27 protein-coding genes and 1 other RNA gene are annotated in these 26,502 nt (G+C 67.4%); 17 read left to right on the top strand and 11 right to left on the bottom strand.

What is annotated here, in order from left to right:
* Window positions 1–93 precede the first annotated feature (93 nt).
* Entirely contained in the window at window positions 94–771 is a 678-nt protein-coding gene (locus ACTJI2_RS06965) for an OmpA family protein (protein WP_440841549.1), read from the top strand.
* A gap of 96 nt (window positions 772–867) precedes the next feature.
* Here ACTJI2_RS06965 and ACTJI2_RS06970 read toward each other — a convergent pair whose 3' ends face one another.
* A complete protein-coding gene (locus tag ACTJI2_RS06970) occupies window positions 868–1,353 on the bottom strand; it encodes a DUF7004 family protein (RefSeq protein ID WP_203321751.1) in 486 nt (161 codons plus the stop codon).
* Window positions 1,354–1,358: 5 nt separating this feature from the next.
* Window positions 1,359–2,312, bottom strand: a complete 954-nt coding sequence (pip, locus tag ACTJI2_RS06975; protein WP_440841550.1) for a prolyl aminopeptidase — start codon at window positions 2,310–2,312, stop codon at window positions 1,359–1,361.
* 160 nt (window positions 2,313–2,472) lie between these two features.
* On the opposite strand from pip, the gene ACTJI2_RS06980 reads away from it, so the two are divergent.
* On the top strand, window positions 2,473–4,845 hold the full coding sequence (locus tag ACTJI2_RS06980; protein ID WP_440841551.1) for a Tex family protein: 2,373 nt from the start codon (window positions 2,473–2,475) through the stop codon (window positions 4,843–4,845).
* Window positions 4,846–5,471: 626 nt separating this feature from the next.
* Here the strand turns inward: ACTJI2_RS06980 and ACTJI2_RS06985 are convergent.
* From ACTJI2_RS06985 to ACTJI2_RS06995, 3 genes are read right to left on the bottom strand one after another with little or no spacing between them, the layout of a single operon-like run.
* On the bottom strand, window positions 5,472–6,410 hold the full coding sequence (locus tag ACTJI2_RS06985) for an MBL fold metallo-hydrolase (protein WP_440841552.1): 939 nt from the start codon (window positions 6,408–6,410) through the stop codon (window positions 5,472–5,474).
* Window positions 6,411–6,439: 29 nt separating this feature from the next.
* On the bottom strand, window positions 6,440–6,847 hold the full coding sequence (locus tag ACTJI2_RS06990) for a MoaF-related domain-containing protein (RefSeq protein WP_192197761.1): 408 nt from the start codon (window positions 6,845–6,847) through the stop codon (window positions 6,440–6,442).
* Between the two features lie 26 nt (window positions 6,848–6,873).
* Window positions 6,874–7,509 (bottom strand): NAD(P)-dependent oxidoreductase, encoded by a 636-nt coding sequence (locus tag ACTJI2_RS06995; RefSeq protein WP_440841553.1) that lies wholly within the window; start codon window positions 7,507–7,509, stop codon window positions 6,874–6,876.
* 103 nt (window positions 7,510–7,612) lie between these two features.
* Between ACTJI2_RS06995 and ACTJI2_RS07000 the strand changes: the two genes are divergently transcribed.
* The 8 genes from ACTJI2_RS07000 (at window position 7,613) to ACTJI2_RS07035 (ending at window position 16,241) form a co-directional block, all read left to right on the top strand.
* Window positions 7,613–8,539, top strand: a complete 927-nt coding sequence (locus ACTJI2_RS07000; RefSeq protein WP_440841554.1) for a LysR family transcriptional regulator — start codon at window positions 7,613–7,615, stop codon at window positions 8,537–8,539.
* 69 nt (window positions 8,540–8,608) lie between these two features.
* Window positions 8,609–9,226, top strand: coding sequence for a transcriptional repressor LexA (gene lexA / locus ACTJI2_RS07005; protein ID WP_183641638.1), 618 nt, complete (start codon window positions 8,609–8,611; stop codon window positions 9,224–9,226).
* The gene (imuA, locus tag ACTJI2_RS07010) at window positions 9,202–9,855 is read left to right on the top strand and encodes a translesion DNA synthesis-associated protein ImuA (protein ID WP_183644668.1); all 654 of its coding nucleotides are present in this window, start codon (window positions 9,202–9,204) and stop codon (window positions 9,853–9,855) included. The genes lexA and imuA overlap by 25 nt, the downstream gene beginning before the upstream one ends.
* 7 nt (window positions 9,856–9,862) lie before the next feature.
* Complete coding sequence (locus tag ACTJI2_RS07015; RefSeq protein WP_440841555.1) at window positions 9,863–11,284, top strand: Y-family DNA polymerase; 1,422 nt, start codon at window positions 9,863–9,865, stop codon at window positions 11,282–11,284.
* On the top strand, window positions 11,281–14,517 hold the full coding sequence (locus ACTJI2_RS07020) for an error-prone DNA polymerase (RefSeq protein ID WP_440841556.1): 3,237 nt from the start codon (window positions 11,281–11,283) through the stop codon (window positions 14,515–14,517). The genes ACTJI2_RS07015 and ACTJI2_RS07020 overlap by 4 nt, the downstream gene beginning before the upstream one ends.
* 1 nt (window position 14,518) lies before the next feature.
* Complete coding sequence (locus ACTJI2_RS07025) at window positions 14,519–15,085, top strand: alpha-ketoglutarate-dependent dioxygenase AlkB (RefSeq protein ID WP_440841558.1); 567 nt, start codon at window positions 14,519–14,521, stop codon at window positions 15,083–15,085.
* A 71-nt stretch (window positions 15,086–15,156) separates the two neighbouring features.
* Window positions 15,157–15,585, top strand: coding sequence for a response regulator transcription factor (locus ACTJI2_RS07030; RefSeq protein WP_440841559.1), 429 nt, complete (start codon window positions 15,157–15,159; stop codon window positions 15,583–15,585).
* A 119-nt stretch (window positions 15,586–15,704) separates the two neighbouring features.
* Complete coding sequence (locus tag ACTJI2_RS07035; protein ID WP_192197767.1) at window positions 15,705–16,241, top strand: DUF4199 domain-containing protein; 537 nt, start codon at window positions 15,705–15,707, stop codon at window positions 16,239–16,241.
* Between the two features lie 3 nt (window positions 16,242–16,244).
* Here the strand turns inward: ACTJI2_RS07035 and ACTJI2_RS07040 are convergent, their stop codons facing one another.
* Window positions 16,245–16,874 (bottom strand): TetR/AcrR family transcriptional regulator, encoded by a 630-nt coding sequence (locus ACTJI2_RS07040; protein WP_183641625.1) that lies wholly within the window; start codon window positions 16,872–16,874, stop codon window positions 16,245–16,247.
* A 78-nt stretch (window positions 16,875–16,952) separates the two neighbouring features.
* Between ACTJI2_RS07040 and ACTJI2_RS07045 the strand changes: the two genes are divergently transcribed.
* Entirely contained in the window at window positions 16,953–17,327 is a 375-nt protein-coding gene (locus ACTJI2_RS07045; protein WP_183641623.1) for a cupin domain-containing protein, read from the top strand.
* Window positions 17,328–17,342: 15 nt separating this feature from the next.
* Here the strand turns inward: ACTJI2_RS07045 and ACTJI2_RS07050 are convergent, their stop codons facing one another.
* On the bottom strand, window positions 17,343–18,278 hold the full coding sequence (locus tag ACTJI2_RS07050; protein ID WP_440841561.1) for a Dyp-type peroxidase: 936 nt from the start codon (window positions 18,276–18,278) through the stop codon (window positions 17,343–17,345).
* A gap of 31 nt (window positions 18,279–18,309) precedes the next feature.
* Complete coding sequence (gene fdhD, locus ACTJI2_RS07055; protein WP_440841562.1) at window positions 18,310–19,149, bottom strand: formate dehydrogenase accessory sulfurtransferase FdhD; 840 nt, start codon at window positions 19,147–19,149, stop codon at window positions 18,310–18,312.
* Between the two features lie 177 nt (window positions 19,150–19,326).
* Between fdhD and ACTJI2_RS07060 the strand changes: the two genes are divergently transcribed.
* The 5 genes from ACTJI2_RS07060 (at window position 19,327) to ACTJI2_RS07080 (ending at window position 24,183) form a co-directional block, all read left to right on the top strand.
* Entirely contained in the window at window positions 19,327–21,633 is a 2,307-nt protein-coding gene (locus tag ACTJI2_RS07060; protein ID WP_440841563.1) for an FdhF/YdeP family oxidoreductase, read from the top strand.
* Window positions 21,630–22,544, top strand: coding sequence for a DnaJ C-terminal domain-containing protein (locus tag ACTJI2_RS07065; RefSeq protein ID WP_440841564.1), 915 nt, complete (start codon window positions 21,630–21,632; stop codon window positions 22,542–22,544). The genes ACTJI2_RS07060 and ACTJI2_RS07065 overlap by 4 nt, the downstream gene beginning before the upstream one ends.
* Entirely contained in the window at window positions 22,541–22,816 is a 276-nt protein-coding gene (locus ACTJI2_RS07070; protein WP_440841565.1) for a chaperone modulator CbpM, read from the top strand. The genes ACTJI2_RS07065 and ACTJI2_RS07070 overlap by 4 nt, the downstream gene beginning before the upstream one ends.
* A 233-nt stretch (window positions 22,817–23,049) precedes the next feature.
* Window positions 23,050–23,397: a hypothetical protein gene (locus ACTJI2_RS07075; RefSeq protein WP_440841566.1), complete on the top strand. Its 348-nt coding sequence runs from the start codon at window positions 23,050–23,052 to the stop codon at window positions 23,395–23,397.
* Window positions 23,398–23,577: 180 nt separating this feature from the next.
* Window positions 23,578–24,183, top strand: a complete 606-nt coding sequence (locus ACTJI2_RS07080; RefSeq protein WP_440841567.1) for a DUF2306 domain-containing protein — start codon at window positions 23,578–23,580, stop codon at window positions 24,181–24,183.
* On the opposite strand, the gene ACTJI2_RS07085 is transcribed toward ACTJI2_RS07080, so the two are convergent.
* Window positions 24,118–24,618, bottom strand: coding sequence for a hypothetical protein (locus ACTJI2_RS07085; RefSeq protein WP_440841568.1), 501 nt, complete (start codon window positions 24,616–24,618; stop codon window positions 24,118–24,120). The genes ACTJI2_RS07080 and ACTJI2_RS07085 overlap by 66 nt on opposite strands.
* A 309-nt stretch (window positions 24,619–24,927) precedes the next feature.
* On the opposite strand from ACTJI2_RS07085, the gene ACTJI2_RS07090 reads away from it, so the two are divergent.
* A complete protein-coding gene (locus ACTJI2_RS07090) occupies window positions 24,928–25,341 on the top strand; it encodes a low affinity iron permease family protein (protein ID WP_440841569.1) in 414 nt (137 codons plus the stop codon).
* Window positions 25,342–25,394: 53 nt separating this feature from the next.
* On the opposite strand, the gene ssrA is transcribed toward ACTJI2_RS07090, so the two are convergent.
* Together ssrA and smpB are read right to left on the bottom strand one after the other, a co-directional pair.
* Window positions 25,395–25,748: a transfer-messenger RNA gene (ssrA, locus tag ACTJI2_RS07095) on the bottom strand.
* 257 nt (window positions 25,749–26,005) lie between these two features.
* Complete coding sequence (gene smpB / locus ACTJI2_RS07100) at window positions 26,006–26,494, bottom strand: SsrA-binding protein SmpB (RefSeq protein ID WP_141453002.1); 489 nt, start codon at window positions 26,492–26,494, stop codon at window positions 26,006–26,008.
* Window positions 26,495–26,502 lie beyond the last annotated feature (8 nt).

Raw genomic sequence — 26,502 nt, forward strand, 5'->3', positions numbered from 1 at the left:
GGCGCTTTAGCTATCAGACAGAACGGACTCGGTATTTTTCGCCGACGCTGAATGATTTGGCGGGATGCGTTCCCACACGACGAGGAGATGTCCATGAACAAGTACACCGTCAAGACCACGCTGATCGCGCTTGGCGCCGCGGTGGTGTTGAGTTCCTGCGCCAGCTATACCGGCCAGACCAACGATCCCAATGATCCCAACCGCACCCGCACCGGTGCGCTGATCGGTGCCGGCATCGGCGCGGCGGTCGGCCTGCTGAGCGGCAAGGATGCGACCGATCGTCGCCAGCGCGCGCTGATTGGCGCGGGCGTCGGTGGCCTGGCCGGTGGTTCCATCGGTGCCTACCAGGATCGCCAGGAAGCCGAACTGCGCCGCCAGACCGCGGGCACCGGCATCGGCGTCAGCCGCGATGGCGACGTGATCAAGCTCAACCTGCCGGACGGCGTGACCTTCGATTTCGGCAAGGCGGACCTGAAGCCGCAGTTCTACCCGGCGCTCAACAACGTTGCCCGCACCCTGTCCGAGTACAACCAGACCATCGTGGAAGTGACCGGGCATACCGACAGCATCGGCAGCGATGCGGTCAACCAGCGGCTGTCCGAACAGCGCGCCGCGTCGGTCGGCAACTACCTGATCGGCCAGGGCGTGATGCGCGAGCGCTTCGAGATCGTCGGCATGGGCAAGCGCTATCCGATTGCCAGCAACGACACCGATTCCGGCCGCGCGCTCAACCGCCGCGTCGAAATCCGGGTGCTGCCAGTGCGTTCCTGAGCATCGCGGCATTCGCGGAATGAAAAAGGAAAGGGCCGCGCAAGCGGCCCTTTCTGTTTGCGTCTTCCGCCGCGATTGCACACGCTCGCGGGAAGATCAGAATCCGCGCCGCCGGCATTCGCCATCCAGTCGCCTGGCATCGACGTTGCGGCTGTAGTTCGCCGCCTCGCTGGCCGGCATGCCTTCGATCAGTGCCTGGTACATGCCGAGCCGCTTGATCCGCCGGCCAAGCGGGCCATTGACCTTGTTCTCCTCGGCGACCATGCCCGCGTAGAGGATGGTGAACAGCTGATCCACCAACAAGGCGTCCTCGCCATAGGCGGCGGACAGGCCGGTGATCCACGCCAGCACGGCGGGACTGGCCTGCGCGCTGGTGCGGTCGTATACGCGCACGAAATCCTCGTACAGGCGGTAGGCGCCGTGGCGCGCCGCCAACGCCTGCAATTCGCCGAAATACCAGGCATCGCGCGGGGCGAAGCGCGATGCGCCCGGTGGCGTCAGGTAGACGCACCAGTCGTCGAACTGGCCGCGATCGAATTCGATCAGCGCGCCATCGGAGAGGGTCTTGAAGTGCCGGCGCATGCCGCTCAGGCGAAGCGGTCGGCCAGCGCGTCGGTGGCCTGCACCAGCGCGTCGACGATGGCCGGATCCGCGGCGCTATGGCCCGCCAGCACCACCCGCAGATCGGCTTCCGGCCACGCCTGCGCCAGATCGTGGGCGCTCTTCATCGGGCAGATGATGTCGTAGCGGCCGTGCACGATGGTGGCGGGGATGTAGCGGATGCGGTCGACGCCGCGCAGCAACTGGTCCGGTTCCAGGAACACGTTGTGGCGGAAATAGTGGGCCTCGGCGCGGGCGACGCTGACCGCCACCTTCGGATCCTCGAAGTTGCCGGCTTCGGCGGGATCGTGGAGCAGGGTGGTGCTGCCGCCCTCCCAGTCGCTCCACGCGCGCGCGGCCTCCAGCCGGACCGCTGGATCCGGGCCGTCCAGGCGCCGCCAGTAGGCTTCGACCATCTCGTCGCGCTCGGGCTCGGGGATGTAGGCCAGGTAGCGTTCCCAGCGTTCCGGGAAGATCCAGCGTGCGCCGCCGTCGAGTTCGTTGAACCAGCGCAGTTCGCCCGGCCGGCCAAGGAAGATGCCGCGCAGCACCAGGCCGAGCACGCGATCCGGATGCGCCTGCGCATAGGCCAGCGACAGCGTGGAGCCCCACGAACCGCCGAACACGACCCAGCGATCGATGCCGAAGTGCTCGCGGATCCGCTCGATGTCGGCGACCAGGTGCCAGGTGGTGTTGTCGCGCAGTTCCGCCGGCGGCGTGGAACGGCCGGCGCCGCGCTGGTCGAACAGCACGATGCGATAGCGCGCCGGATCGAAGAAGCGCCGATGGTAGGCGGACAGGCCGGCGCCGGGACCGCCGTGCAGGAACAGCACCGGCAGGCCGTCCGGATTGCCGCATTCCTCGATGTACAGCGTATGCAGCTCGTCCACGGCCAGCCGCTGGGTGCGGTAGGGCTCGATCTCGGGGTACAGCTCGCGCACGTGCGGGATCCTTTTACGTTTGCGCGAAGGATAGCGCAGGCGCGTCTCCGGCCATGGGCATGAGCTGAATTTAATCGCCTGTCAACCCGTTTCGCGCACGGTCCGGGGTTGCCACAATCGGCATCCCACCCGGACGCCCGGGTCTTTTTCGACGGAAGCAATGCAAGACAAGAATCCGAAGCTGGCCCTGCAGATCGCCCGGACCATCGCCACCGAGATCGGCGCCCAGACCTCGCAGGCACAGGCCGCCATCGCGCTGCTCGACGAAGGCGCCACCGTCCCCTTCATCGCGCGCTACCGCAAGGAAGTCACCGGCGGGCTGGACGACACCCAACTGCGCAATCTGGAAACGCGCCTGACCTACCTGCGCGAGCTGGAGGATCGCCGCGCCGCGGTGCTGGCGAGCATCGAGGAGCAGGGCAAGCTGACCGACGAACTGCGCGCCGACATCGAAGCGGCCGACAGCAAGGCGCGGCTGGAGGATCTGTACCTGCCGCACAAGCCTAAGCGCCGCACCCGCGCCCAGATCGCGCGCGAGGCCGGGTTGGAGCCGCTGGCCGACGGCCTGTTGGCCGATCCCTCGCAGGTGCCGGAAGCCGTCGCCGCCGCCTACGTGGATGCGGAGAAGGGCGTGGCCGACGTCAAGGCGGCGCTGGAAGGCGCCCGCGCGATCCTGATGGAGCGCTGGGGCGAGAACGCCGCACTGGTCGGCGAACTGCGCGACTGGATGCACGAAGTCGGGGTGATCCGCGCGCGCGTGGCCGATGGCAAGGAAAACGAGGGCGCCAAGTACCGCGACTATTTCGACCACGCCGAATCGCTGGCGAAGATTCCCTCGCACCGGCTGCTGGCGCTGTTCCGCGCGCGCCGCGAGGAAATCCTGCTGCTGGATCTGGATCCCGGCAACGAAGCCGAAGCGGGTCACCTGCTGGCCGAGGGGCGGGTGGCCAAGCATGCCGGCGTCGCCGCGCAGGGCCGCCCGGCCGACAAGTGGCTGCTGGACGCGTGCCGGCTGACCTGGCGCGCCAAGCTGCACATGCACTTGCTGCTGGATCTGTTCAACCAGGCCCGCGAGAAGGCCGAGGCCGAAGCCATCGCGGTGTTCGGTGACAACCTGAAGGATCTGCTGCTGGCCGCGCCGGCCGGTCCCAAGGCCGTGCTGGGCCTGGACCCGGGCCTGCGCACCGGCGTGAAGGCGGCGGTGGTGGATCGCACCGGCAAGCTGGTCGATACCGCCACGATCTATCCGCATGAGCCCAAGCGCCAATGGGATCAGTCGCTGCACGTGCTGCGCGCGCTGTGCATCAAGCACCAGGTGGAACTGATCTCGATCGGTAACGGCACCGCCAGCCGCGAGACCGACAAGCTGGCCGGCGATCTGATCAAGCTGGCCCCGGAACTGAAGATGCAGAAGATCGTGGTCAGCGAGGCCGGCGCGTCGGTGTATTCGGCTTCCGAGTTCGCCGCCCGCGAATTCCCCGGACTGGACGTGAGCCTGCGCGGCGCGGTGTCGATCGCCCGTCGCCTGCAGGATCCGCTGGCCGAACTGGTGAAGATCGAGCCCAAGGCGATCGGCGTGGGCCAGTACCAGCACGACGTCGATCAGTTCCGGCTGGCACGCGCGCTGGACGCCAAGGTCGAGGACTGCGTGAACGCGGTCGGCGTGGACGTGAACACCGCCTCGGCGGCGCTGCTGACCCGCGTATCGGGCCTGTCCTCCAGCGTGGCCGACAACATCGTGGTCTATCGCGACGCCAATGGCGCGTTCAAGTCGCGCAAGGAACTGCTGAAGGTGCCACGCCTGGGCGAGAAGACCTTCGAGCAGTGCGCCGGCTTCCTGCGCATCGCCGACGGCGACCAGCCGCTCGACGCGTCCTCGGTGCATCCGGAAGCCTATCCGGTGGTCGAGCGCATCCTGGCCAAATGCGGCCGGGAGGTGAAGCAGATCATCGGAGACGCCGGCTTCCTGCGCGGCGTGCGCGCCGAGGAGTACACCGACGAGAAGTTCGGCGTGCCGACCGTGCGCGACATCCTCAAGGAACTGGAGAAGCCCGGTCGCGATCCGCGTCCCGAGTTCAAGGCCGCGCGCTTCGCCGACGGCGTGGAGGACATCAAGGACCTCAAGCCGGGCATGATCCTGGAAGGGGTGATCAGCAACGTGGCCGCGTTCGGCGCCTTCGTCGACATCGGCGTGCACCAGGACGGCCTGATCCATATCTCCGCGCTGGCCGATCGCTACGTCAAGGATCCGCGCGAAGTGGTCAAGGCCGGCGACATCGTCAAGGTGCGGGTGCTGGAAGTGGACATCCCGCGCAAGCGCATCGCGTTGACCCGGCGCCTGGACGACACGCCGCCGCCTGTGCGCGAGGAGCGTGGTGCGCAAGGTGCGCGTGGGAACAATGGAGGCGGAAACGGTCTGCGCAACGGCCGCGATGGTGGCGGGCGCGGGCAGGGCGGTGCGTCGCGTCCGTCGGCGCCTCCGGCCGACAACGCGCTGGCCGCGGCTTTTGCGCGGGCGCGCGGGAAGGATTGATGCCTCGTGCTTGATGGAAGTGCCGAAGGCGGGTGAGGGCGAACCGGCAGGGTGGCATCGCGCGAAGAGGGCCCCCCATCCGGCGCTTCGCGCCACCTTCCCCCGCAAGCGGGGGAAGGGCAGGTTGCGGATATAACTGATGCTATCCGCTTGCGTCCGCGGTCAAATGGTCTTGCGACCCAGCATTGGATGCTCCCTTCCCCCGCTTGCGAGGGAAGGGCATGTTGCGGATATGTAACTGACGCTATCCGCTTGCATCCGCGGTCAAATGGTCTTGCGACCCAGCATTGGATGCTCCCTTCCCCCGCTTGCGGGGGAAGGTGCCGAAGGCGGATGGGGGCAAACCGGCAGGGTGGCATCGTGCGAAGAGCGCCCCATCCGGCGCTTCGCGCCACCTTCCCCCGCAAGGGTGGGAAGGGCATGTTGCGGATGTAACTGACGCTATCCGCTTGCATCCGCGGTCAGATGGTCTTCCGACCCAGCATTGGATGCTCCCTTCCCCCGCTTGCGGGGGAAGGTGCCGAAGGCGGATGGGGGCAAACCGGCAGAGCGGCATCGTGCGAAAGGCGTCCTCATCCGACGCTTCGCGCCACCTGCTCCCGCAAGCGGGAGCAGGGCGGTGCCATTCAAGGCCAGCGCATCTCGCCCTTGCTGACCTTGGCGCTCAGTTCCAGCGAGGAAACGCCGCCCAGTTGCGGGTAGCGTGTCTTCATCGCCGCGATCAGCGCGGCGGAATCCTTCGCCTTGGCCGTTTCCTCGTCGTAGGCGCGGATGTAGTCGGCGGTGAAGCGCACCGCGTCCAGGCCCTGCGGCGCGTTTGGTTCGAAGTGGCCCGGGATCACCGTCTCCGGCTTCAGCGCGGCAATCCGATCCAGCATGGCCAGCCAGTCGGCATGCGATTGCGGCGTCTGGGTATCGGCCATCCACACATGTTCACCGGCGATCACCGGGATGCCGCCAACCACCGCGCGGATCGAGGGAATCCAGACGACGCTGCGATCCGGCGTGGGCCCGTCCAGACCGATGATTTGCAGTTCCCGCCCTTCCAGGTCCAGGCGGTCGCCGGCCAGCGGCTCGGGCACGACGATCTGTTTCGGCGCGCCGGCGCCGAGAATCGGACCCCAGTGCGCCAGCTTGCCCGCGCTGGTTTCGCGGATGTGGGCGATGGTCTGCGGCGTGGCCAGGATCTTCGCGTCCGGGAAAGCGGCTTTCAATGTCTCCAGACCGAAGTAGAAATCCGGATCGCCATGGCTGATGTAGATCGTGGTCAGCCGCTTGCCGGATGCCTTGATCCGTTCGACCAGTTTCGCCGCGTCGGCGGTGGAGAACTGCGCGTCGATGAGCACGGCGTCTTCGCGGCCGGTGACCAGCACGGAGGACACCGCGAAGATGCCATCCGGGCCGGGGTTGTAGACCTCCAGCTTCAGCGGTTCTGCGACCGGTTCGGTCGCTTTGGGCGCTTCGACCACGGGCGTGTCGGCGCTCGATGGTGCCTGGCCACCGCAGGCGGCCAGCGACACGGTGAGCGCCAACGCGCCCGCGGATTTCAGGACAAGGGGTTTCATGGACATCGTCTCCTGCTCGATGGACGCGTTCAATGGACGCGGGTGAGGGTGGATTCGCCGCTGAAGAAACTGCCGTCGGGACGGGTGATGTGGGTGTACACCCGTTCCCGCGCGAAGTCTTCCAGGTGCACGACCGTGGTCCGGTCCGCTTCCTGCCAGCGCACCAGGTACAGGCCTTCGCGGATCCGCCGGTGATCGAAACGGATGGTTTCCACCTGGCCCCGCGAGGGTGGCTGCAGCTTGGTGAAGGTCATGCTGTGGTCGGAGGTGAAGTCGATGTCGAAGGCGTTGCCGCTGCCGAAATCGACGCGATAGACATGGCCGGTCGCGGGAAAAACATCTGTATCGGCCACGCTGCTTCCGGCATGCGCCGGCAGGTTCTGGCAACCGCTCAGGGCGCCTGACAGCGCCAGCGCGAACAGGAAGATGCTTCGCATGGGAATGCTCCGGTTAGTCGGCGGAATCAGTAGGCCGCGGTGATGATCCGGCGCGGGTGGCGCGCCTGTTCGAGTTCGGCGACGAAAGCCTCGGCATAGTCGGCGTAGCTGATGGCGCTCTTGCCGTCGGCATCGGCCAGCAGCGCGCCGACCTGGGTGCGGAATTGCCCGCGCGCCTCGCCCGGGCCGATTTCCGCGGCCGGCGAGAAGAACGTCCAGGCCAGATCGTCGGCGGCCTGGTAACGCTTGAGCGCGTCCCGGTGGGCCAGTGCGACCGGCTTGTAGGCGGCGGGGAAATCCGGCACGTCGACCAACTGCACGCCGGGCGCCACTTCCAGGCTGCCGGCACCGCCGACCACCACCACGCGCGGGATGCCGGCCTCGCGGGCGGCGGCGATCAGGGCATCGCTGACGTCGGCGAGGCTGGATTCGGCGCCGGGTTGCGGACCGTAGGCGCTGGCCAGCACGTCATGGCCACGCACGGCGGCGACCAGGGCGTCGGCATCGTCCAGCGGGGCGATGACGATGCGGGCGCCGTCCAGTTCCGGCGGCAGATCGGTGTCGCGGCGGACGATGGCGGTGACGTCATGGCCGCGGGCGATGGCCTGGGCCGCGATCTGGCGGCCGATTTTGCCGGTGGCGGCGGCGAGGGCGATTTTCATGGTGGACTCCGATGAGGTGGGAAAGTGGAGTCACTGTAGTGGGCTGAAAGCGGACGAAAAACCGCGTATAAGGCACTTGTTTGTTGCATGAATCGAGCAAGTCATGGACCGGATGACCGCAATGGGGGTGTTCGTCGAGGTCGCCGAGCGCGGCAGCCTGACCGCCGCCGCCGAGGCGCTGGACATGTCACGGGCGATGGTCACCCGCTATCTGGCCGAACTGGAGGACTGGCTGGGCGTGCGCCTGTTCCATCGCACCACCCGCCGGATCAGCCTGACCACGCCGGGCGAGCAGGCGCTGGAGCGCTGCCGCAAGCTGCTGGAACTGGGGGCCGACCTGCAGGCGGCGGTCGCCAGCGACACCGACGCGCCGTTGCATGGGCAACTGCGGCTGACCTGCAGCACTTCGTTCGGACAGAGCCAATTGGCCGCGGCGGTGGTCGACTACGTCGGCCGGCATCCGGGCGTGCGCATCGACATGCTGCTGCTGGATCGCACGGTCAACCTGATCGAGGAGCGGGTGGATCTGGCCATCCGCATCAGCCACGAACTGGATCCGAACCTGATTGCCCGCCGGTTGACCACCTGCCGTTCGCTGCTGTGCGCCTCGCCGGATTACCTGGCCCGGCGTGGCGCGCCGGTGCGCGCGGAGGAATTGGCCGCGCACGACTGCCTGACCCATCACTTCGTCGGCAAGAGCCTCTGGCACCTGCGCCGCGATGGCCGCGAGGTGGCGGTCGCGGTCGGCGGCGGCATCAGCGCCAACGAGGCCAGCGTGCTGCTGCAGGCGGTGCGCAACGGCGGCGGCATCGCCATGCTGCCGACCTACCAGGCGGCCGGCTACCTGGCGCGCGGCGAACTGGTCGCGGTGCTGCCGGACTACGACATTCCGCCGATGGGCATCTTCGGTGTCTACGCCACCCGCCGGCTGATGCCGCCGCTGGTGCGCTCGTTCCTGGACTTCCTGGCCGGGCGCTTCGGCGAGGAACCGGAGTGGGATCGGGATCTGTTCCCGGCGGGGCCCGGCTGAGGGAAGGCGGCGGGTCCAATTCAGGTTTTCACCATTGGCTTTCACCTGATTAGGTGAAAAGATTCTCGTGTGAGCCTGACCCTGACCCATCGCCAAGCCGCCGTCCTGGAAGCCGTGCGCCAGCACCTGGCCGAGACCGGCAGCGCGCCGACCCTGCAGGAAATCGGCGCCGCGGTCGGCATCGGCCATGTCAGCGCGGTGTTCAAGCACCTCGATGCGCTGGAGAAGAAGGGCTACCTGAGCCGCGATCCCAGCCGGCCGCGCGGCATCCGCCTGATCGAACCGCGACCGGATCGCGACGACGTGATCAGCCTGCCGCTGGTGGGGCGGGTCGCGGCCGGACAACCGATCCTCAACGATGGCGAGACCGAGGCATTCCTGCACGTGGACGCGGCGCTGTTCCGCATGCGTCCGGATTACCTGTTGCGCGTGCAGGGCGACTCGATGCGCGACGACGGCATCCTCGATGGCGATCTGGTCGGCGTGCGCATCACGCCCGACGCGCATCACGGACAGACGGTGGTGGCCCGGCTCGGCGACGCCGGCATCACCATCAAGCGGCTGCACCACACCGCCACCGAACTGCGGCTGCTGCCGCGCAGCGCCGGCCATGCACCGATCGATCCGGATCCCGACGAGGATTTCGCCATCGAGGGGCTGTACTGCGGTTTGATCCGGCGCGACTGATGGGCAGCGTCGTCGCCCTGGAATCCCTGCTGGCCGCGCAGACCCTGTGGCACGCGGGACGCAGCGCCGTCGCTCCGGCCGACAGCGAGAGCACCGGCCATGCCGCGCTGGATCGCCTGCTGCCGCAGGGCGGCTGGCCGCGCGGCGCGCTCACCGAACTGCTGCTGCCAGCCGATGGCGTGGGCGAGATCGAACTGCTGATGCCCACGCTGGCGCGGCTGACCCGCGCGGGGAACGAGGTGGTGCTGATCGCGCCGCCGTATCTGGCCTACGCGCCGGCCTGGCAGGCGGGCGGCGTGGAACTGGCGCACCTGCATCTGGTCGAGGCCGCGCCGCGCGATGCCTTGTGGGCCTTCGAGCAGTGCCTGCGCAGCGGTGCCTGCGCCGCGGTGCTCGGCTGGCCGGCGACCGCCGATGGACGCGCCTTGCGGCGCTTGCAGGTGGCGGCCGACAGTGGCGATTGCCTGGGTTTCGCGCTGCGGGATCGCCGGCATGCGCTCAACGCCTCGCCGGCATCGCTGCGGCTGGAATACGCGCGCGAAAGAGGCGGCGCGGCCGGCGCCTGGCACGTGCGCAAATGCCGCGGCGGGCATCCACCCGCGCAGGCGTTCGCCTGGACCGGTTCGTGAGTCGCGCATGCTCTGGGCCTGCATCTTGCTGCCGCAGCTGGCGCTGGACGCCGTCCTTCGCCGTTGCCCCGATCCCGACGCGCCACTGGCGCTGGTGACCGGACCGGCGCAACTGCGCACGCTGCATGCCGTCAACGCCGCGGCCGCGCAGGCGGGCCTGCGGGCGGGCATGCGGCTGACCGCCGCGTACGCGCTGCTGCCGGATCTGGCGCTGGCCGAGTACGAGCCGCAGGCCGAAGCGCGCTGGCATCGCTTCCTGGCCGCATGGGCCTATCGCCACAGCTCGCTGGTGAGCGCGCAATGGCCTGGCTGCCTGGTGCTGGAAGTGCGCGCCAGTTTCCGCCTGCTGGGCCCGTGGCCACGGTTCGAGGCACGCCTGCGCGAGGAACTGCACGCGCTCGGCTTCAGCCATCGCATCGCGCTGGCGCCGACGCCACGCGCGGCGCGCGTGTTCGCCGGCCTGCGCGACGGCCTGGCGATGATGCAGGCGCCGGGCATGAACGAGGTGCTGGATCGCGTGCCGATCCGGCGCGCCGTGCTGCCCGACGATGCCGGCGAGCGCCTGCACCGCATGGGCATCCGCGATCTGCGCACCCTGCGCGGCCTGCCGCGCGACAGCCTGCGCCGGCGCTTCGGCCTGGAAGTGCTGGAACATCTGGATCGCCTGTATGGCGAGGCCGACGATCCGCTGGTCCATTACGCGCCGCCGGATTATTTCGACGCGCGGGTGGAACTGGGCTACGAAGTGGAAAGCCACACCGCGCTGCTGTTCCCGCTGCGTCGCCTGATCGGCGATCTGTGCACTTACCTGTCGATCCGCGACGGCGGCGTGCAGCGGTTCCTGCTGCGGCTGGAACACGAGGAAAGCCACACCGACGTGGAGGTGGGGCTGCTGTCGGCCGAGCGCGAGCCGGCGATGCTGTTCGAACTGACCCGCAACCGGCTCGAACGGGTGTCGATTCCCGCGCCGGTGGTGGCGGTGCGCCTGCTGGCGCGCGAGTTGCCGCCGTTCGTGCCGGCCGTCCGGGACCTGTTCGACCTGCGCGCGCAGCAGACGCTGCCCTGGCCGCAATTGCGTGAACGCCTGCGCGCGCGGCTGGGTGATGACGCGGTCCACCAGGTGACGCCCACCGGCGATCCGCGTCCGGAGCGGGCATGGCGGCGACTGCGTGGCGGCGATCATGTGGACATCGCGCCGGCGCCCGCGCGTCCGCCGCGCCCGGCCTGGCTGTTGCCGCAGCCGATACCGCTGCGGGATCCGCGTCCGCGCATCCTGTCCGGACCGGAGCGGCTGGAAAGTGGCTGGTGGGATGGTGAAGACGCCCGGCGCGACTACTACGTGCTGGAAACCTCGCAGGGTCAACGCGCCTGGGCGTTCGCGCCGCCGGGCGAGCGGGAACACTGGATGCTGCACGGGTGGTTCGCATGAGCCGCGAACAGGAACGCGATACCGACTCGCCCGGCGGCCGCCCGCCGCGCGCCTGGGAAGTCGCGCAGCGGCTGGGACTGGCGGCGGCCAACGACGACACCGTCGTCGCCGACGATCTGCCGGCCTATGCCGAACTGCACTGCCTGTCGGATTTCTCCTTCCTGCGCGGCGCGGCCAGCGCGGAGGAATTGTTCGCACGGGCCAAGCTCTGCGGCTACGAGGCGCTGGCGATCACCGACGAATGCTCGCTGGCCGGCATCGTGCGCGCGCTGGAAGCCTCGCGTGCGACGCAACTGGACCTGGTGGTGGGCAGCGAGTTCCAACTACTGGACGGCCTGCGGCTGGTGCTGCTGGTGGAAAACCATCGCGGCTACACGCAGCTGTGCCGGCTGATCACCGTAGGCCGGCGCGCCACCACCAAGGGACGCTACCGGCTTACCCGCCAGGACGTGGAAACGGTGCTGGCCGAAGGGGCGTGCGGCCTGTTCGCGCTGTGGCTGCCGGCGCGCGCGCCGGAACCGGAACAGGGAAAGTGGCTGCAACGGGTATTCGGCGAGCGCGCCTTCCTGGCGGTGGAACTGCACCGCGACGAGGACGACGATGCCCGCCTGCAACAGCTGCTGGCATTGGCGGTGGAGCAGGGCATGACGCCGGTGGCCGCCGGCGACGTGCACATGGACGTGCGCCGCCGGCGCGTCCTGCAGGACACCATGACCGCGATCCGCCAGGGCCTGCCGCTGGGCGAATGCGGCGAGCATCTGTTCCGCAACGGCGAACGCCATCTGCGCACGCGGCGCGCGCTGGGCAACATCTATCCGGCGGCCTTGCTAGAGGCGGCGGTTCAACTGGCGCGGCGCTGCACCTTCCATCTGGACCAACTGGAATACCGCTATCCCGTTGAACTGGTGCCGAAAGGCCACACGCCGACCACCTGGCTGCGTGAACTGACCGAACGCGGCATGCATGAGCGCTGGCCAGGCGGCGTGCCCGACAAGGTCAGGCGGCAGATCGAGGGCGAACTGGCGCTCATCGAAAAGAAGAAATACGAAGCGTTCTTCCTGACCGTCGAGGACATTGTCCGTTTCGCCAAATCGCAGGACATCCTCTGCCAGGGACGCGGCTCCTCGGCCAATTCGGCGGTCTGCTTCGCGCTGGGCATCACCGTGGTCAATCCCGACGAGACCCGCCTGCTGATGGCGCGATTCCTGTCGGATAACCGCGACGAGCCGCCGGACATCGACGTGGACTTCGAGCACGCGCGGCGCGAGGAGGTGCTCCAGTACGTCTACAACAAGTATGGTCGCGAGCGCGCGGCCATCGCCGCCACGGTGATCCGCTATCGCGGCAAAAGCGCGGTGCGCGATGTCGCCAAGGTGTTCGGCCTGCCGCCGGATCAGATTGCATTGCTGGCCGACTGCTACGGCTGGGGAAACGGCGAAACGCCGATGGAGCAGCGCCTGCGCGAGGCCGGTTTCGACCCGGACAATCCGCTGATCGCGCGGGTGCTGGCGGTGACCGCGATGCTGCGCGGGCATCCGCGCCATCTTTCCCAGCACGTCGGCGGATTCGTGATCAGCGACGCGCCGCTGTCCACGGTGGTGCCGGTGGAGAACGCGGCCATGGACGACCGCACCATCATCCAGTGGGACAAGGACGATCTGGAAACCATGAAGCTGCTCAAGGTCGACTGCCTGGCGCTGGGCATGCTGACCTGCATCCAGAAGGCGGTGAAGCTGATCGAGGAACATCGTGGTTGCGTCATTGACTTGGCCCGGATACCTGGCGATGACGCCGGAACCTACGACCTCATCCAGGCCGCAGACACGGTTGGCGTTTTCCAGATCGAATCGCGCGCGCAGATGAGCATGCTGCCGCGGTTGAAGCCGAAGTGGTTCTACGATCTGGTGATCGAAGTCGCCATCGTTCGCCCGGGTCCGATTCAGGGTGGCATGGTGCATCCCTACCTGCGGCGACGGCAGGGTAAAGACCCGGTGGTCTATCCCTCCGAAGGCATCAAGGAAATTCTCAAAGATACCTTGGGCATTCCGTTGTTCCAGGAACAGGTGATGGAACTGGTGATCCACGCCGGTTACACGGAAGCCGAAGCCGACGGGCTGCGCCGTTCGATGGCGGCGTGGGGACGCGGCGGCGACATGGAGCCGCATCGGGCACGCATCCGCGAGCTGATGGAGGGCAAGAACTACTCCTCCGAATTCATCGACCAGATCTTCGAACAGATCAAGGGCTTCGGTTCCTACGGCTTCCCGCAGAGCCACGCGGCCTCGTTCGCCAAGCTGGTCTACATCAGCAGCTGGCTGAAGCGGCACGAGCCGGCCGCCTTCACCTGCGCGCTGCTCAACGCGCAACCGATGGGCTTCTATTCGCCCAGCCAGATCGTGCAGGACGCGCGGCGCGGGCGGGGCGGGCGCCTGCCGGTCGAGGTGCGGCCGGTCGACGTGCTGCACAGCGACTGGGACTGCACGCTGGAAGGCGGGCGTTTCCGCATGGGCGACGAGGATGACGCCGGCCAGCCGGCGATCCGGCTGGGCATGCGCCAGATCAGCGGATTGTCGGAGGCGATGGCGAATGCGATCGTCGCCGCCCGCACGCGCCAGCCGTTCCGCGACGTGCGCGATCTGTGCCTGCGCGCGCGGCTGGATGAAAAGGCCCGGCATGCGCTGGCCGAAGCCGGCGCGCTGGAAGCGCTGGCCGGAAACCGCCACGCCGCGCGCTGGGCGGTGGCCGGCATCGAGCGCCAGCGGCCGCTGCTGCCCGGCAGCCCGGACGAGGACGCCATCGCGCTGCCGGCGCCGCGCACCGGCGAGGACGTGCTGTCGGATTACCGCGCGCTGGGACTGACCCTGCGCACGCATCCGCTGGCGCTGCTGCGTCCACGGTTGCAGGGCGAGCGGGTACTGGATTCGCGCCAGTTGCAGGACATGCCGCACGGGCGTGGCGTGCATGCCGCCGGCATCGTCACCCAGCGGCAGCGGCCGGGCACCGCCAGCGGGGTCATCTTCGTGACCCTGGAAGACGAGCACGGTGTGGTCAACGTGGTGGTCTGGCCGCACCTGGCTGCGCGCCAGCGCAAGGCCCTGCTGGGCGCGCGCCTGCTGTCGGTGCGCGGACGCTGGGAGCACGTGGACGGCGTGCAGCACCTCATCGCCGCCCAGTTGCGCGACATGAGCGACTGGCTGGGCGACCTGGTCACCCCCTCGCGGGACTTCCACTGAGATGGATCTGTTTGCCTGCCCCATGCAGCAATTGGTCGACGATGCCCAGGGCGGCATCCGCTACTGGCCGGATTTCATCGACGAGGCACGGGCGTGGCGGTGGTTCCAGGCCCTGCAGGCGGGTGCCAACTGGACCCACCTGCAACGGCCCATGTACGAGAAGGTGGTGGACGTACCACGCCTGCTCGCCAGCTATGATCTCAACGCCTTGCCCGAGGACCTGCCGCTGGCCGAGATGCTGGCGCGGGTGCAGGCCGTGGTGCCCGCGCCCTACAGCCGGGTGGGCATGAACCTCTACCGCGACGGTCACGACAGCGTCGCCATGCACAGCGACAAGCTGCACATCCTGCGCGAAGGCCATCCGATCACCCTGGTCTCGCTGGGCGCGCCGCGCCGCATGCTGATCAAGCGCAAGGGCGAGGGGCACAAGGCCATCGCCATCGATCTGTTGCCGGGTAGCCTGCTCAGCATGAGCCACGCCTCCCAGCTCACCCACGAACACGGCATTCCCAAGACCCGCCGCCCGCAGGCGCCGCGCATCAGCGCGGTGTTCCGGGTCCGGCCCTAGTCCCTGCGGCGCCTTTCACCAGGGCCGGCATTGCCGGACAATCCGCCGGCATGAGCCGCCGACACGCCCGGATGCCATCCCGAAACTGGAAGCGGACCGCCGTGTACGGCGTGGCGCTGGCGCTGGCGGCGATCGGCCTGCAATGGCTGGATTACCAGCGGCTGGCGCGCACCCATTGGGATGACTTCTACATTGGCCTGATCGCGCTGGCCTTCCTCGCGCTGGGGGTGTTCGTCGGCGCCCGCCTGTTCGCTGGCCGCCATCGCCCGCCGGCCTTCGACGGCAACCCGCGGGCGCAGGACAGCCTGGGCATCAGCGATCGCGAACGGGCGGTGCTGCTGGAACTTGCGGCGGGACGCTCCAACAAGGAAATCGCCCGCGAGCTGCACATCGCGCCCAGCACGGTGAAGACCCACGTGGCCCGGCTGTACGAAAAGCTGGGTGCGCGCCGGCGTACCGAGGCGGTGCGGCGCGCGCGCGAACTGGGGCTGGTTCCCTGAACAGGTGGATCGCATGCCATCCTTGGGCGGAAACGGGCCGAATCACCCGTTTGGCCGATTGCCGCACGCCGGGCCGGGCCGCCCAATGACGCCGCCATTCCCGACCCGAGAGGTGTCCCATGCTGCGCAGAATCCTGTCCTATGGCCTGCTCGCCGGCCTGATTGCCGGCGGCGTCCTGTCCCTCATCGTGCTGACCGTGCAGGACGCCATTCCGTCCGGCTACAGCATGGCGATCGGCTACCTGACCATGCTGGTGGCGCTGAGCCTGGTGTTCCTGGCCATCAAGCGCCACCGGGATCGCGAACTGGGCGGGGTGATCCGGTTCTGGCCGGCGTTCGGCCTGGGCCTGGGCGTGAGCTTCATCGCCAGCCTGATCTACATGCTGTCCTGGGAGGCGGCGCTGGCGATCAGCGGCCTGGACTTCGCCGACACCTATGCCAGGGCGATGATCGAGGCGCAGAAGGCCAAGGGCGCCAGTCCCGAAGCACTGGCCAGACTGGCCGCCGACATGGAGACGTTCAAGGCGCAGTACGCCAATCCGCTGTTCCGGCTGCCGATGACGTTCATTGAAATTTTCCCGGTCGGCGTGCTGGTCTCGCTGATTTCGGCCGCCATCCTGCGCAACCCGCGCGTCCTGCCGGCGCGGCGGGGATGAGGCTCAGGCCTTGCGCAGGTAGCGCACCAGCAGTGCGGTGACCTCGTCGATGTAGGCGTCCGCGCGATCGCCGGACACCATTTCCGGCCGCAGCACCACCGCCGCGTGGGTCAGTGCTTCCACCGTGGACACGGCGATGAAGGTCGCCGTGTCCAGATCCTGCACCCGCAGCTCCTCGCGGTGGCTTTCCAGGTACAGGCGGATGAGCGCGTAGACCTCACGATCGATGGCCTCGATGTTCTCCAGCAGTCCCACCCGCGGGGTCTGTTCGACCAGCACCCGGTGCAGGCGGGGATTGATGCGATGCGCGTCGATCATCACCCGCACCAGTTCGCGGGTGGCCAGATCCAATGGCTCCTGCGCCACCCGGGCCAATGCGTCGCGGATGCGCTGCATCATCTCCTGCATGTGCTGGCCGATCACGCCTGCGACCAGCGCTTCCTTGCTCGGGTAGTACTGGTACAGCGAACCGATGCTCACGCCGGCCGCCTGGGCGATGCGATTGGTGCTGGCGCGGTCGTAGCCTTCCTTGACCAGAATGCGAGCGGTGGCTTCCAGCAGCGCGTCCACGGTGGCGCGGGAACGTTCCTGGCTGGCGGTTTTGCGTGGTTTCGTGGCGGGTTTGCGGGCCATGGCGGTCGACGGAAAAGCGAGTAGACAAGGCGAGCGATGACTCACATTCTATGCATGCTTTCATCAGGCGCACAAACCATGCTGACGTTTGATCCACAGGAACGCGTGGTCGGTTTCGACGATACCCGCCGCGCGTCCGATATCCCGCTGGCCAGGCTGAGCGAGGCGACATCCGAATGGATGGTGGCGTTGATCGATATCGTTGATGAGCCGTCGGTGGACGCGCGGTTCTGGGAACGCCATCCCGGGGGCGACAAGATCCTCTACGTGCTGGAAGGCGGAATCGCGGTGACGCTGGCCCCGGAAGGCGGGGAAGAAACCACGGCCAGGGTGATCGCGCCCGACGCCTGCGTCATACCGAAAGACAACTGGCACCGCCTGCAGGTGCTGTCGCCGGGCCGGATGCTGTGCGTGACGCCGCGGGTGGGGACAGAGGATCGCAGGTACGAGTGAGGCGTCCTCCCGCGCTCAATCCGCTCCCGCCGCTTTCTCCAGGAATTCCGCCGAAGGCACGAAGAACAGCGCGCCGGTCACCGCGGTGCTGAAATCCAGCAGGCGATCGTAGTTGCCGGGCGGGTTGCCGATGAACATGTTCTCCAGCATCTTCTCGATGCGCGAGGGAGAGCAGGCGTAGCCGATGAAGTAAGTGCCAAATTCGCCCTTGGCGGCGTCGCCGAAGGACATGTTGTCGCGCAGGATTTCCAGTTCGCGGCCATCCTCGACCAGCGAGGTCAGCGCGTTGTGGGCGTAGCTGGGCTTGGTCGCGTCGTCCAGTTCGATGTTCGACTGCTTGCTGCGGCCGACGATTTTTTCCTGCTCGGCTTCGGGCACCGCGTTCCAGCTGCGCAGGTCATGCAGGTACTTCTGCACGATGACGTAGCTGCCGCCGGCGAAGACGGGATCCTCGGCGCCGACCAGGGTGGCATCCAGCGCCGCCTGGCCGACCGGATTCTCGGTGCCATCGACGAAGCCGATCAGATCCCGGTTGTCGAAATAGGTGAAGCCGTGGACCTCGTCCGCGCCGGTCACCGCGTCGCCCAGCCGCCGCATGATGTGGGTGGCCAGTTCGAAGCACAGATCCTGGCGGGCGGCGCGGATGTGGAACAGCAGGTCGCCGGGCGTGGCGACGGCGTGGTGCCGGCCGTTGATCTCGCGGAACGGATGCAGTTCGCGCGGACGCGGCGCGCCGAACAGTCCGTCCCAGGCGTCCGAGCCGATTCCCAGCACGCACGACAGCGCCGCGTCGGGCACGCGGGAGCCGATGGCGCGTACCAGCCCGCCAAGATCGGCGCACAGGGCGCGGCAGGCCTGCGCCGGCGCGTCTCCGCGCGCCAGGGTGACGACCAGGAAAATCGCGGCGCGCGTCAGCGGCGCGGTGACGGGCTGGGCCAGGATGGGTTGCACGACATCTCCTGCGGAAAGAGAAGGAACAGGCTCACGGCGAGGCCACGAGGCGTTCGGGAAAGGTGTAGAGATTGCAGCCGTCGCCGCGCGCGAAACCGATCAGGCACACGTTGGCCCCGCGTGCCAGTTCGATCGCCAGCGCCGTGGGCGCGGACACGGCGGCAATGAAGCCGATGCCGGCGCGGGCGGCCTTGGTCACCATCTCGTAGCTGGCGCGGCTGGAGATCACCAACATGCCGGTCGCCGGATCATCGCCGGCGCGCGTCATCGCGCCGATCAGCTTGTCCAGTGCATTGTGCCGGCCGACATCCTCGCGCACCCGCAGGATGTCGCCTCCGGCGCCGGCCCAGGCGGCGGCGTGGGTGGAGCCGGTGGCGGCGTTCATGGGCTGGTGCGCGTCGAGCGCCGCCAGTGCCCGCCGCAACGCCTCGACGGTGAAGCTGGGCGTGTGCGTGATCGGGGCGGCGGGACGCAGCACATCCTCCAACTGGCGCGTTCCGCACAGGCCGCAGCCGCCACGGCCGGGCAGCCAGCGTGAATCGCCTTCGTCCAGGGTCGCGGCGGGCGCGCCGTCGGCGACGGTCATTGCCAGCTCGATGCCTTCCAGCTGCCAGTGCGTGCGGACGCCCAGCAGTTGTCCGGGCGCGGTAATCAGGCCCTCGCTCAGCGAGAACCCCAGCGCGAAATCGTCCAGATCGCAGGGCGACGCCATCATCACCGCGAACGGCCGGCCGTTGTAGCGCATGGCCACCGGCATTTCCTCGGCAAGCCGATCCAGCACCGCCTCGGTGGCATCGCCCTGGCGACGCAGGACATGCCGATCCACCCACCCGGAGGTGGCGGAAGGCGGGGCGTCACCGCGTTCGGGCATGGCGTTTCATTTCCGCTGGCTGGCAATTTCCATTTCGTTCGCCGGCCACCGGAGGGAACAACCGGCCGCGGACGAACCGTCGCAGCGTAGCTCATCCGTTTCATCGCGGCGAGGTGGAGCGGGACGGCGTAAAGTGCTTAACTGGCCGCGACGGTTCGCATATGGAGGTATCGGGTCATGAGCGCGCAGAAACCTCCCCGCTACAAGCCCTACCACCAGCCGGCGGGCGGCTGGGGCGCGGCCGCCGCGACCGCCAAGGTGCTGCTGGAACAGAGCGTGGTCAGCAAGGGCTCGCGCGCGCTGCTGGCGATGAACCAGCCCGGCGGCTTCAAGTGCCCGAGTTGCGCGTTTCCGGACGCCGACTGCACCAAGAAGCTGGAGTTCTGCGAGAACGGCGTGAAGGCGCTGGCCTTCGAGGCGACCCAGGCGCGGGTGACCCGCGAGTTCTTCGCCCGGCACAGCGTGTCCGAATTGATGGAACAGTCGGACTACTGGCTGGAGATGCAGGGCCGGCTGACCGAGCCCATGCGCTACGACGCCGCCACGGATCACTACGTACCCTGCGACTGGGACACCGCCTTCGAGATCATCGGGCGCCATCTGCGGGGGCTGAAGAGCCCGCACGAAGCCGAGTTCTACACGTCAGGGCGCACGCCGAACGAGGCGGCGTTCCTGTACGCGATCTTCGTCCGCCAGTTCGGCACCAACAATTTTCCCGACTGTTCCAACATGTGCCACGAGCCGACCAGCCGCGGCTTGCCGCCGGCCATCGGGGTGGGCAAGGGCACGGTGGTGCTGGAGGATTTCGAGCACGCCGAGGCGATCTTCGTAATCGGCCAGAACACCGGCACCAACTCGCCGCGGATGATGACCCACCTGGTCGAGGCGCGGAAACGCGGCATTCCCATCGTCGCGGTCAACCCGATGCCCGAGCGCGCCCTGATCCGGTTCACCGAACCGCAGGACGTGGTGCAGATGGCGACGTTCGGATCGACGGAGATCTCCAGCGAGTTCGTGCATGTCCGCATCGGCGGCGACCTGGCGCTGCTCAAGGGCATGATGAAGGTGCTGTTCGAACGCGAGGCGGCGGGCGAGCCGGTGCTGGATCACGAGTTCCTGCGCGAGCACACGACGGGCCTGGAAGCGGTCCGCGAGGAAATCCTGTCCCTGGACTGGGCGGACATCGTGCGGGTGTCCGGCGTGGCGGAGGAACAGATTCGCCGTTGCGCGGAAATCTACATCCGCTCCAGCGCCACCATCATCTGCTACGGCATGGGACTCACCCAGCACCAGCAAGGCTCGCGGCTGGTCCAGCAGGTCGCCAACCTGCTGTTCCTGCGCGGCAATTTCGGCCGGCGCGGCGCGGGGATTTCGCCGATTCGCGGCCACTCCAACGTGCAGGGCGATCGCACCGTCGGCATCGACGAAAAGCCATCGGCGGCGTATCTGGACCGGGTGGGCGAGGTGTTCGGTTTCGAACCGCCGCGCGCGCACGGCCACCACACCGTCGAGTCCATCGCCGCGATGATGGATGGCACCGCCAAGGTGTTCATCGGCCTGGGCGGCAACTTCGTGCGTGCCGTGCCCGACACCGAACAGGCGTATGCGGCCATGCGCAAGCTCGACCTCACCGTGGGCATCACCACCAAGTTGAACCGCGGTCATCTGGTGCACGGCAGGGAGGCGCTGATCCTGCCGGTGGTCGCGCGCTCGGAACGCATCCAGACCGCCGCCGGCGAGCAGTTCGTCACCATCGAGGACTCGATGTCCAACGTCACCGCCTCGCGCGGGGTGCTGGAACCGGCCAGTCCGCAATTGTTGCCGGAGGTGGAGATCGTCTGCCGGATGGCGATGGCGACGCTGCCGGACAGCCGGATTCCCTGGGCCGACTATGCGGTGGATTACGATCTCGTCCGCGCGCGCATCGCCGATGTCTATCCGGCGTTGTATGCCGGCTTCGTCGAGCGCATCCGCGCCCCGAAGGGCTTCCATCTGGATGTCGCGCCACGCCGGCGGGTCTGGCTCACGCCCAATGGCAAGGCCAACTTCCTGCCGCTGCCGGGCCTGGAAGTGAATGACCCGGTCGCGGATCCGTCGATGCTGCGATTGGCCACCGTGCGTTCGCACGACCAGTTCAACACCACCATTTACAGCTACAACGATCGCTACCGCGGCGTGTACAACGATCGCATGGTCCTGTTCATGAACGATGAGGACCGCCGCGAGCGCGGGCTGCGGCCGGAACAGCAGGTCGCGCTGGAAACCTTCAGCACCGATGGCCGGCAGCGCCGCGTCGAGGGGCTGACGGTGCTCGACTATCCGATGCCGCGCGGCTCGGTGGCCGGCTACTACCCGGAACTGAATCCGTTGCTGCCGCTGGATTATCACGACCGCATCAGCGGCACGCCGGCGGCCAAGTCGATACCGGTGCGGGTGATCGCGATGGATGCGCCGGCGGCGGCGCAAGCGGAGGCCGGCGCGTGAGCAATCCCTACGAGATCCTGGGCGTCCCGGCGAGCGCTTCGGCCGACGAGATCAAGAAGGCCTACCGGCGGCTGGCGCGCAAGCTGCACCCGGACCTCAATCCCGGCGACAAGGCGGCCGAGGAGCGCTTCAAGGACGTCGCCGTCGCCTACCGCCTGCTCGGGGACGCGGAGCAGCGCAAGCGCTACGACGCCGGCGAGATCGACGAAACCGGCGCCGAGCGGCCGCAGCATCGCTACTATCGCGACTATGCAGGCGCCGATCACGGCCATGCCTACGGCAACGACACCGACCATGCCGCCTACGCGGATTTCACCGAAGGCGATGACCCGTTCGCCGAACTGCTCCGGCGCAGCGCGCAGGCGCGCGCGCACCGGCGCGGACAGGACATGCACTACCGCCTGCCGATCAGCCTGGCCGACGCCATCAACGGCACCCGGACCCGGCTGACGCTGCCCACCGGCGATACCCTGGACGTCACCGTGCCTGCCGGGATCGTACCGGGGCAGACTTTGCGGTTGCGCGGCAAGGGTGCGCCCGGCGGCGAGCAGGGCCGGCCGGGCGACGCGCTGATCGAACTGGACGTGATGCCGGATCCCCGCTTCAGCCAGGACGGCGAGGATCTTGGCCTGGAAGTGCCCATCTCGTTGCGCGAAGCGGTGCTGGGCGGACCGATCCGCGTGCCCACGCCGACCGGACACGTCGATCTGACCGTGCCGCCGGGTTCCGACGGCAGCAGCCGGCTGCGGGTGAAGGGCCACGGCATGCCGCGCCGGGGCGGCGGGCGTGGCGACGAGTACGTCCGCCTGCGCATCGTGCTGCCCAAGGGCGGCGATCCCGAACTGAAGGACTTCGTCTCCGGATGGCACGCAGGGCAGGGCCATCATCCCCGCGAGGAACCGTCGGCATGAACATCGATCTGGAAGAATTCCTGAGCCAATCCGGCATCCGCCGCGAAACGCTGACCGTGTGGATCGAGAAGGCCTGGATCACGCCCGCGCGAACCGCCAGCCGCGTCGAACTGACCGAAATCGACGTCGCCCGCGCCTATCTGGTACGCGACCTTTCCGACGATCTGGGCGTGAACGAGGAAGGCATCGACGTAGCCCTGCATCTCATCGACCAGATCCATGGACTGCGCCGATTGCTCGCGCAACTGCGCGGGGAGATCAAGGGCGAGTAGGGTGGATGTGAGTATCTGCGCGGATCGACCGTCATGCAGACATGGGTATCGCGGCTTCGCGCTCGCATCCCCCATCACTATTTCCGCTCATTCGACTTGCCTCGGCCCTGCCTCCCCCTTCGAAGAAGGGGGACCGAGGGGGATTGGCTCTTCGCGGCAGAACCAATACCGATGAACCGCATGCCCGATCCCCATGGCCCGGTGCGAACCCATCTACGAACCACAGGAACATCATGTCCACTCGCGAAGAACTCCTGGCACACCTCTGGGCCGAGGTAATCAACATCCAGCTCAGGCCGGATGGTTTGGCCCAGGTGATCGCCCATGCCAAACAGCGCCCGGATGAGCCGCTGGCCGACAGCGGACCGGCCCTCGAGCGCCTGCTTGCTCTCGGAGCCGATCCCCGGGACATCTGCCTGCTGATGCGGAACACGGCCTACGAGGCGGTGTTCTCGACGCTCTACGCCATCGGCGACCCCGGCGTCGACGGCAACGACGTCTTCATGCTGCACGAGGATCTGCTGTCGGCCGATCCCAGTGGCATGGAGGGAAGGCCTGGCTCCACGTCCTGGCCTGCCTGACCGGCAAGGGAAGGCGTGGTTCATCTATGAACAGGCCACTTATCGGCGCTCCCGCGCTCAGGTAGGCTCAGCCGCTCACCCGCGGATGGCGATGAAATGACGCAGCCGAACCTGGAACGAACTTCTTCCCGTGTGTGGCCGGCGCTTGCACGAAACACGGCATGGGCCCTGGCGTGGTTGATGGTCTCACTCGCGGCCTTCGAGTTCCTCTCCATCGCCTACCAGAAGTACACCCAACTGAATGCCGGCAGCTATGGCATGTTCTGGACCCGGCGCGAGTGGCTGTGGACGCATATCGGTGGTGGCGCGCTGACGGTACTGCTCGGTGCGCTGCAGTTCGTGCCGCGGATTCGTCGGACCTGGCCGCGGCTGCATCGCTGGATCGGCCGGACTTTCCTGCTGGGCATGTTGATCGCCTGCGTGGGCGCGGTGGGCCTGATCCTCACCAGCCCGGCGCCGGACGCAATCCGCACCGCATTCGGCGCCACCGCGCTGGCCTGGCTGGCCACCGCCTTCATGGGCTATCGCGCCATCCGTCGCGGACAGGTGGACGTGCACCGGCGATGGATGATCGGCTGCTACCTGGTCACGCTGGCGCCCATCACCTTCCGTGCATTGATCCGGATTCCCGGCATGATGGAACTCGCCTCGCCGATGGTGATGATTCCGACGTTGCTGTGGTTGAGCTGGGCCGCGCCGCTGTTGATATACGGGGTGGGATTACTGGCGGCCAGGGCGGTCCGCGGTACGGCAGTCCGGCGCATTCCCGGTCTGGAATCGGCGTAGAAGCCGCTTGCCGTCCGCCCTGGCAAGGGATGTTCCTGCCCCGGTTGCCAACGGCGAAACACGGATGTCGGAGCCATCCTGGCTCATCGTCACGACGCGGCATATGCCACGGCCCGCAGGTATCCTGGAAGTAAAATCAAAGGCGATACTCCAGCCATCGGCGTCTCGTCTTGCTCCCCGCTTGGCACCAATGGCCTTCGGTAGCAGTGTGCCGCGGCGCTGCTTCAGGAGCTCATTCCGGCTGTCTGCCCGTTCGATTGATTCGAAATCGAGATGTTGCTTGATGTGTTCCGGCGCAGCGTCCGTATATCCGTTCTCGCGCACGAATTTTTCCGCCAAGGCGACGGCGGCCTGCTTCGATATCGCCTGCGCCCAGGCAGACGGAAGCGGCATTGCCAGGAGCAGCAGGGAAAGGGCGAGCGGAATTCCATTCATGGCTGCAGTTCGATTGATGGACCCGGCAACTTTCGAGCGTCGTCGGTCATGAGCGATACCCGTCGAGCATGATTCCGGGGGAGCTTATACCTCCTGGGAGACCTTCCTGCACAAAATTGATCGCCGGACGCGACGCCGGCCGGGCTACGCGGAAGCAGGAACGGGCGGGAATCGCTTGTTCGCTCTCGTCACCAATGAAGTCGCCCTGACAACGCTTCGGCCACATCCGGCGTGATCTGGTGGCCTTCACCACGCGAACATGCACGGGCGTTCACAGTCCCGCTCCAATCGGGCAAACGGGATCTGGCCATGAACAATAAACCTTCCGCTTTCACCCGCCTGGCCAAGCAGGCGTCCACATTCACCGGTCGGCCGGCGTGTTTCGGGCTGGCATTGGCGGTAGTCATCGCCTGGGCAATCAGCGGCCCCTTGTTCGGCTTCAGCGATACCTGGCAACTGGTGATCAACACCGGCACCACCATCATCACCTTCCTGATGGTGTTCCTGATCCAGAACACCCAGAACCGCGACACCCAGGCGATGCAGATCAAGCTGGATGAACTCATCCACGTGACCTCGCGCGCGAACAACGAGCTACTGGATCTGGAAGAACTGGAAGAATCCGAACTGGAACGCCTGCGCGAGCACTACGAAGCGATGGCGCAGAAGGCGAAGGACGCGCGCCAGCGTCGGGGACACGGCCAGGCGCGGGCCGATCACTAGCCGCTCCTGGACGGAAAAGAAAAAGCCCGCCGAAGCGGGCCTTTTCCTGTGAATGGTGGAGGTGGGCGGAATTGAACCGCCGTCCGAAGGCACTCCATCCCCGGTACTACATGCTTATCCCGCCGTTAAGTCTCGTCCTGTGGCAGCACGGTGGGCAAAGCGCACCCCAGGACCAGCCTGTTAGAGGTTGACCGGGAGCTGACAGGCAGCGGCCCCCGGCGATTCCGTGATAATGACCCTACGCTGCGAGCACGGACACAAGCAGTTTCGGGGCTTACGCCTTAAGCGGCGAGAGCGTAGTTGTCGTCGTTGGCAACTAGAGTTTTGCCGCTGGATTAACGAGGAAAGCTGCCCCCTCGGCATGCACCAGGTAACTTCGCAACCCCCGTCGAAGCCAGTGCACCCCCGGGAGCCAGAATGTTTCCTGACCGCGACAGTGTAGGGGCGGGGACGGGGGCTTACAAGGTCGCGGGGCCGGAGCGGTCAACCGGCGGTTAGCGGGGTGAGGGGCGTCGTGCCACCTCTGTAGAAGCGACGTGAGTCGCGACCGGGATTCCGGGCCGACATGTCCTGACCGGGGCGCGATCCGTTCATGAGGTTTGTGGCTGGGGGTTCTGTTCGCACGGTCGCGACTTACGTCGCTCCTACGGCAGGAAAAGGGTAATCAGGCGTCGCGGTTGTGCTGGCGCATCACCCGCGATTTTTCGCGGGCCCAGTCGCGTTCCTTGCTGGCGGCGCGCTTGTCGTGGGTCTGCTTGCCCTTGGCCAGGGCGATTTCGGCCTTGACCTTGTTGCCCTTCCAGTAGAGCGAAGTGGGCACCAGGGTGTAGCCGTCGCGCTCGACCTTGCCGATCAGGCGGTCGATTTCACGCCGGTGCAGCAGCATCTTGCGGGTGCGGCGGTCGTCGGCGACCACGTGGGTGGACGCCTGGATCAGCGGGGTGATCTGCGAACCGAACAGGAAAATCTCGCCATGGCGGATCGTCGCGTAGGCCTCGGTGATGTTGGCCCGGCCGGCGCGGATGGCCTTGAGCTCCCAGCCCTGCAACGCCAGTCCCGCCTCGAGGCGTTCCTCCAGGTGGTACTCGTGGCGGGCGCGCTTGTTCAACGCGATGGTGCCAGTTGCTTTATTCTTGTCCGGTTTCTTGCCCATCCGTTTAT

Origin of the sequence: Pseudoxanthomonas sp. 22568, assembly GCF_052044485.1 — a bacterium.
GTDB lineage: Bacteria > Pseudomonadota > Gammaproteobacteria > Xanthomonadales > Xanthomonadaceae > Pseudoxanthomonas_A > Pseudoxanthomonas_A beigongshangi.

Excerpts from the sequence above, each read along its gene's own strand:
- ACTJI2_RS07020 (WP_440841556.1), top strand. The coding sequence starts at position 11,281 with ATGAGCCGCGAACAGGAACGCGATACCGACTCGCCCGGCGGCCGCCCG.
- ACTJI2_RS07030 (WP_440841559.1), top strand. The coding sequence starts at position 15,157 with ATGCCATCCCGAAACTGGAAGCGGACCGCCGTGTACGGCGTGGCGCTG.
- fdhD (WP_440841562.1), bottom strand. The coding sequence starts at position 19,149 with ATGCCCGAACGCGGTGACGCCCCGCCTTCCGCCACCTCCGGGTGGGTG.
- ACTJI2_RS07085 (WP_440841568.1), bottom strand. The coding sequence starts at position 24,618 with ATGAATGGAATTCCGCTCGCCCTTTCCCTGCTGCTCCTGGCAATGCCG.
- ACTJI2_RS06980 (WP_440841551.1), top strand. The coding sequence starts at position 2,473 with ATGCAAGACAAGAATCCGAAGCTGGCCCTGCAGATCGCCCGGACCATC.
- ACTJI2_RS07040 (WP_183641625.1), bottom strand. The coding sequence starts at position 16,874 with ATGGCCCGCAAACCCGCCACGAAACCACGCAAAACCGCCAGCCAGGAA.
- ACTJI2_RS06970 (WP_203321751.1), bottom strand. The coding sequence starts at position 1,353 with ATGCGCCGGCACTTCAAGACCCTCTCCGATGGCGCGCTGATCGAATTC.
- ACTJI2_RS06965 (WP_440841549.1), top strand. The coding sequence starts at position 94 with ATGAACAAGTACACCGTCAAGACCACGCTGATCGCGCTTGGCGCCGCG.
- ACTJI2_RS07035 (WP_192197767.1), top strand. The coding sequence starts at position 15,705 with ATGCTGCGCAGAATCCTGTCCTATGGCCTGCTCGCCGGCCTGATTGCC.
- ACTJI2_RS07000 (WP_440841554.1), top strand. The coding sequence starts at position 7,613 with ATGGACCGGATGACCGCAATGGGGGTGTTCGTCGAGGTCGCCGAGCGC.
- ACTJI2_RS07070 (WP_440841565.1), top strand. The coding sequence starts at position 22,541 with ATGAACATCGATCTGGAAGAATTCCTGAGCCAATCCGGCATCCGCCGC.
- ACTJI2_RS07045 (WP_183641623.1), top strand. The coding sequence starts at position 16,953 with ATGCTGACGTTTGATCCACAGGAACGCGTGGTCGGTTTCGACGATACC.
- ACTJI2_RS07090 (WP_440841569.1), top strand. The coding sequence starts at position 24,928 with ATGAACAATAAACCTTCCGCTTTCACCCGCCTGGCCAAGCAGGCGTCC.
- ACTJI2_RS07060 (WP_440841563.1), top strand. The coding sequence starts at position 19,327 with ATGAGCGCGCAGAAACCTCCCCGCTACAAGCCCTACCACCAGCCGGCG.
- ACTJI2_RS06995 (WP_440841553.1), bottom strand. The coding sequence starts at position 7,509 with ATGAAAATCGCCCTCGCCGCCGCCACCGGCAAAATCGGCCGCCAGATC.
- ACTJI2_RS06985 (WP_440841552.1), bottom strand. The coding sequence starts at position 6,410 with ATGAAACCCCTTGTCCTGAAATCCGCGGGCGCGTTGGCGCTCACCGTG.
- ACTJI2_RS07025 (WP_440841558.1), top strand. The coding sequence starts at position 14,519 with ATGGATCTGTTTGCCTGCCCCATGCAGCAATTGGTCGACGATGCCCAG.
- ACTJI2_RS06990 (WP_192197761.1), bottom strand. The coding sequence starts at position 6,847 with ATGCGAAGCATCTTCCTGTTCGCGCTGGCGCTGTCAGGCGCCCTGAGC.
- ACTJI2_RS07075 (WP_440841566.1), top strand. The coding sequence starts at position 23,050 with ATGTCCACTCGCGAAGAACTCCTGGCACACCTCTGGGCCGAGGTAATC.
- ACTJI2_RS07080 (WP_440841567.1), top strand. The coding sequence starts at position 23,578 with ATGGTCTCACTCGCGGCCTTCGAGTTCCTCTCCATCGCCTACCAGAAG.
- smpB (WP_141453002.1), bottom strand. The coding sequence starts at position 26,494 with ATGGGCAAGAAACCGGACAAGAATAAAGCAACTGGCACCATCGCGTTG.
- ACTJI2_RS07015 (WP_440841555.1), top strand. The coding sequence starts at position 9,863 with ATGCTCTGGGCCTGCATCTTGCTGCCGCAGCTGGCGCTGGACGCCGTC.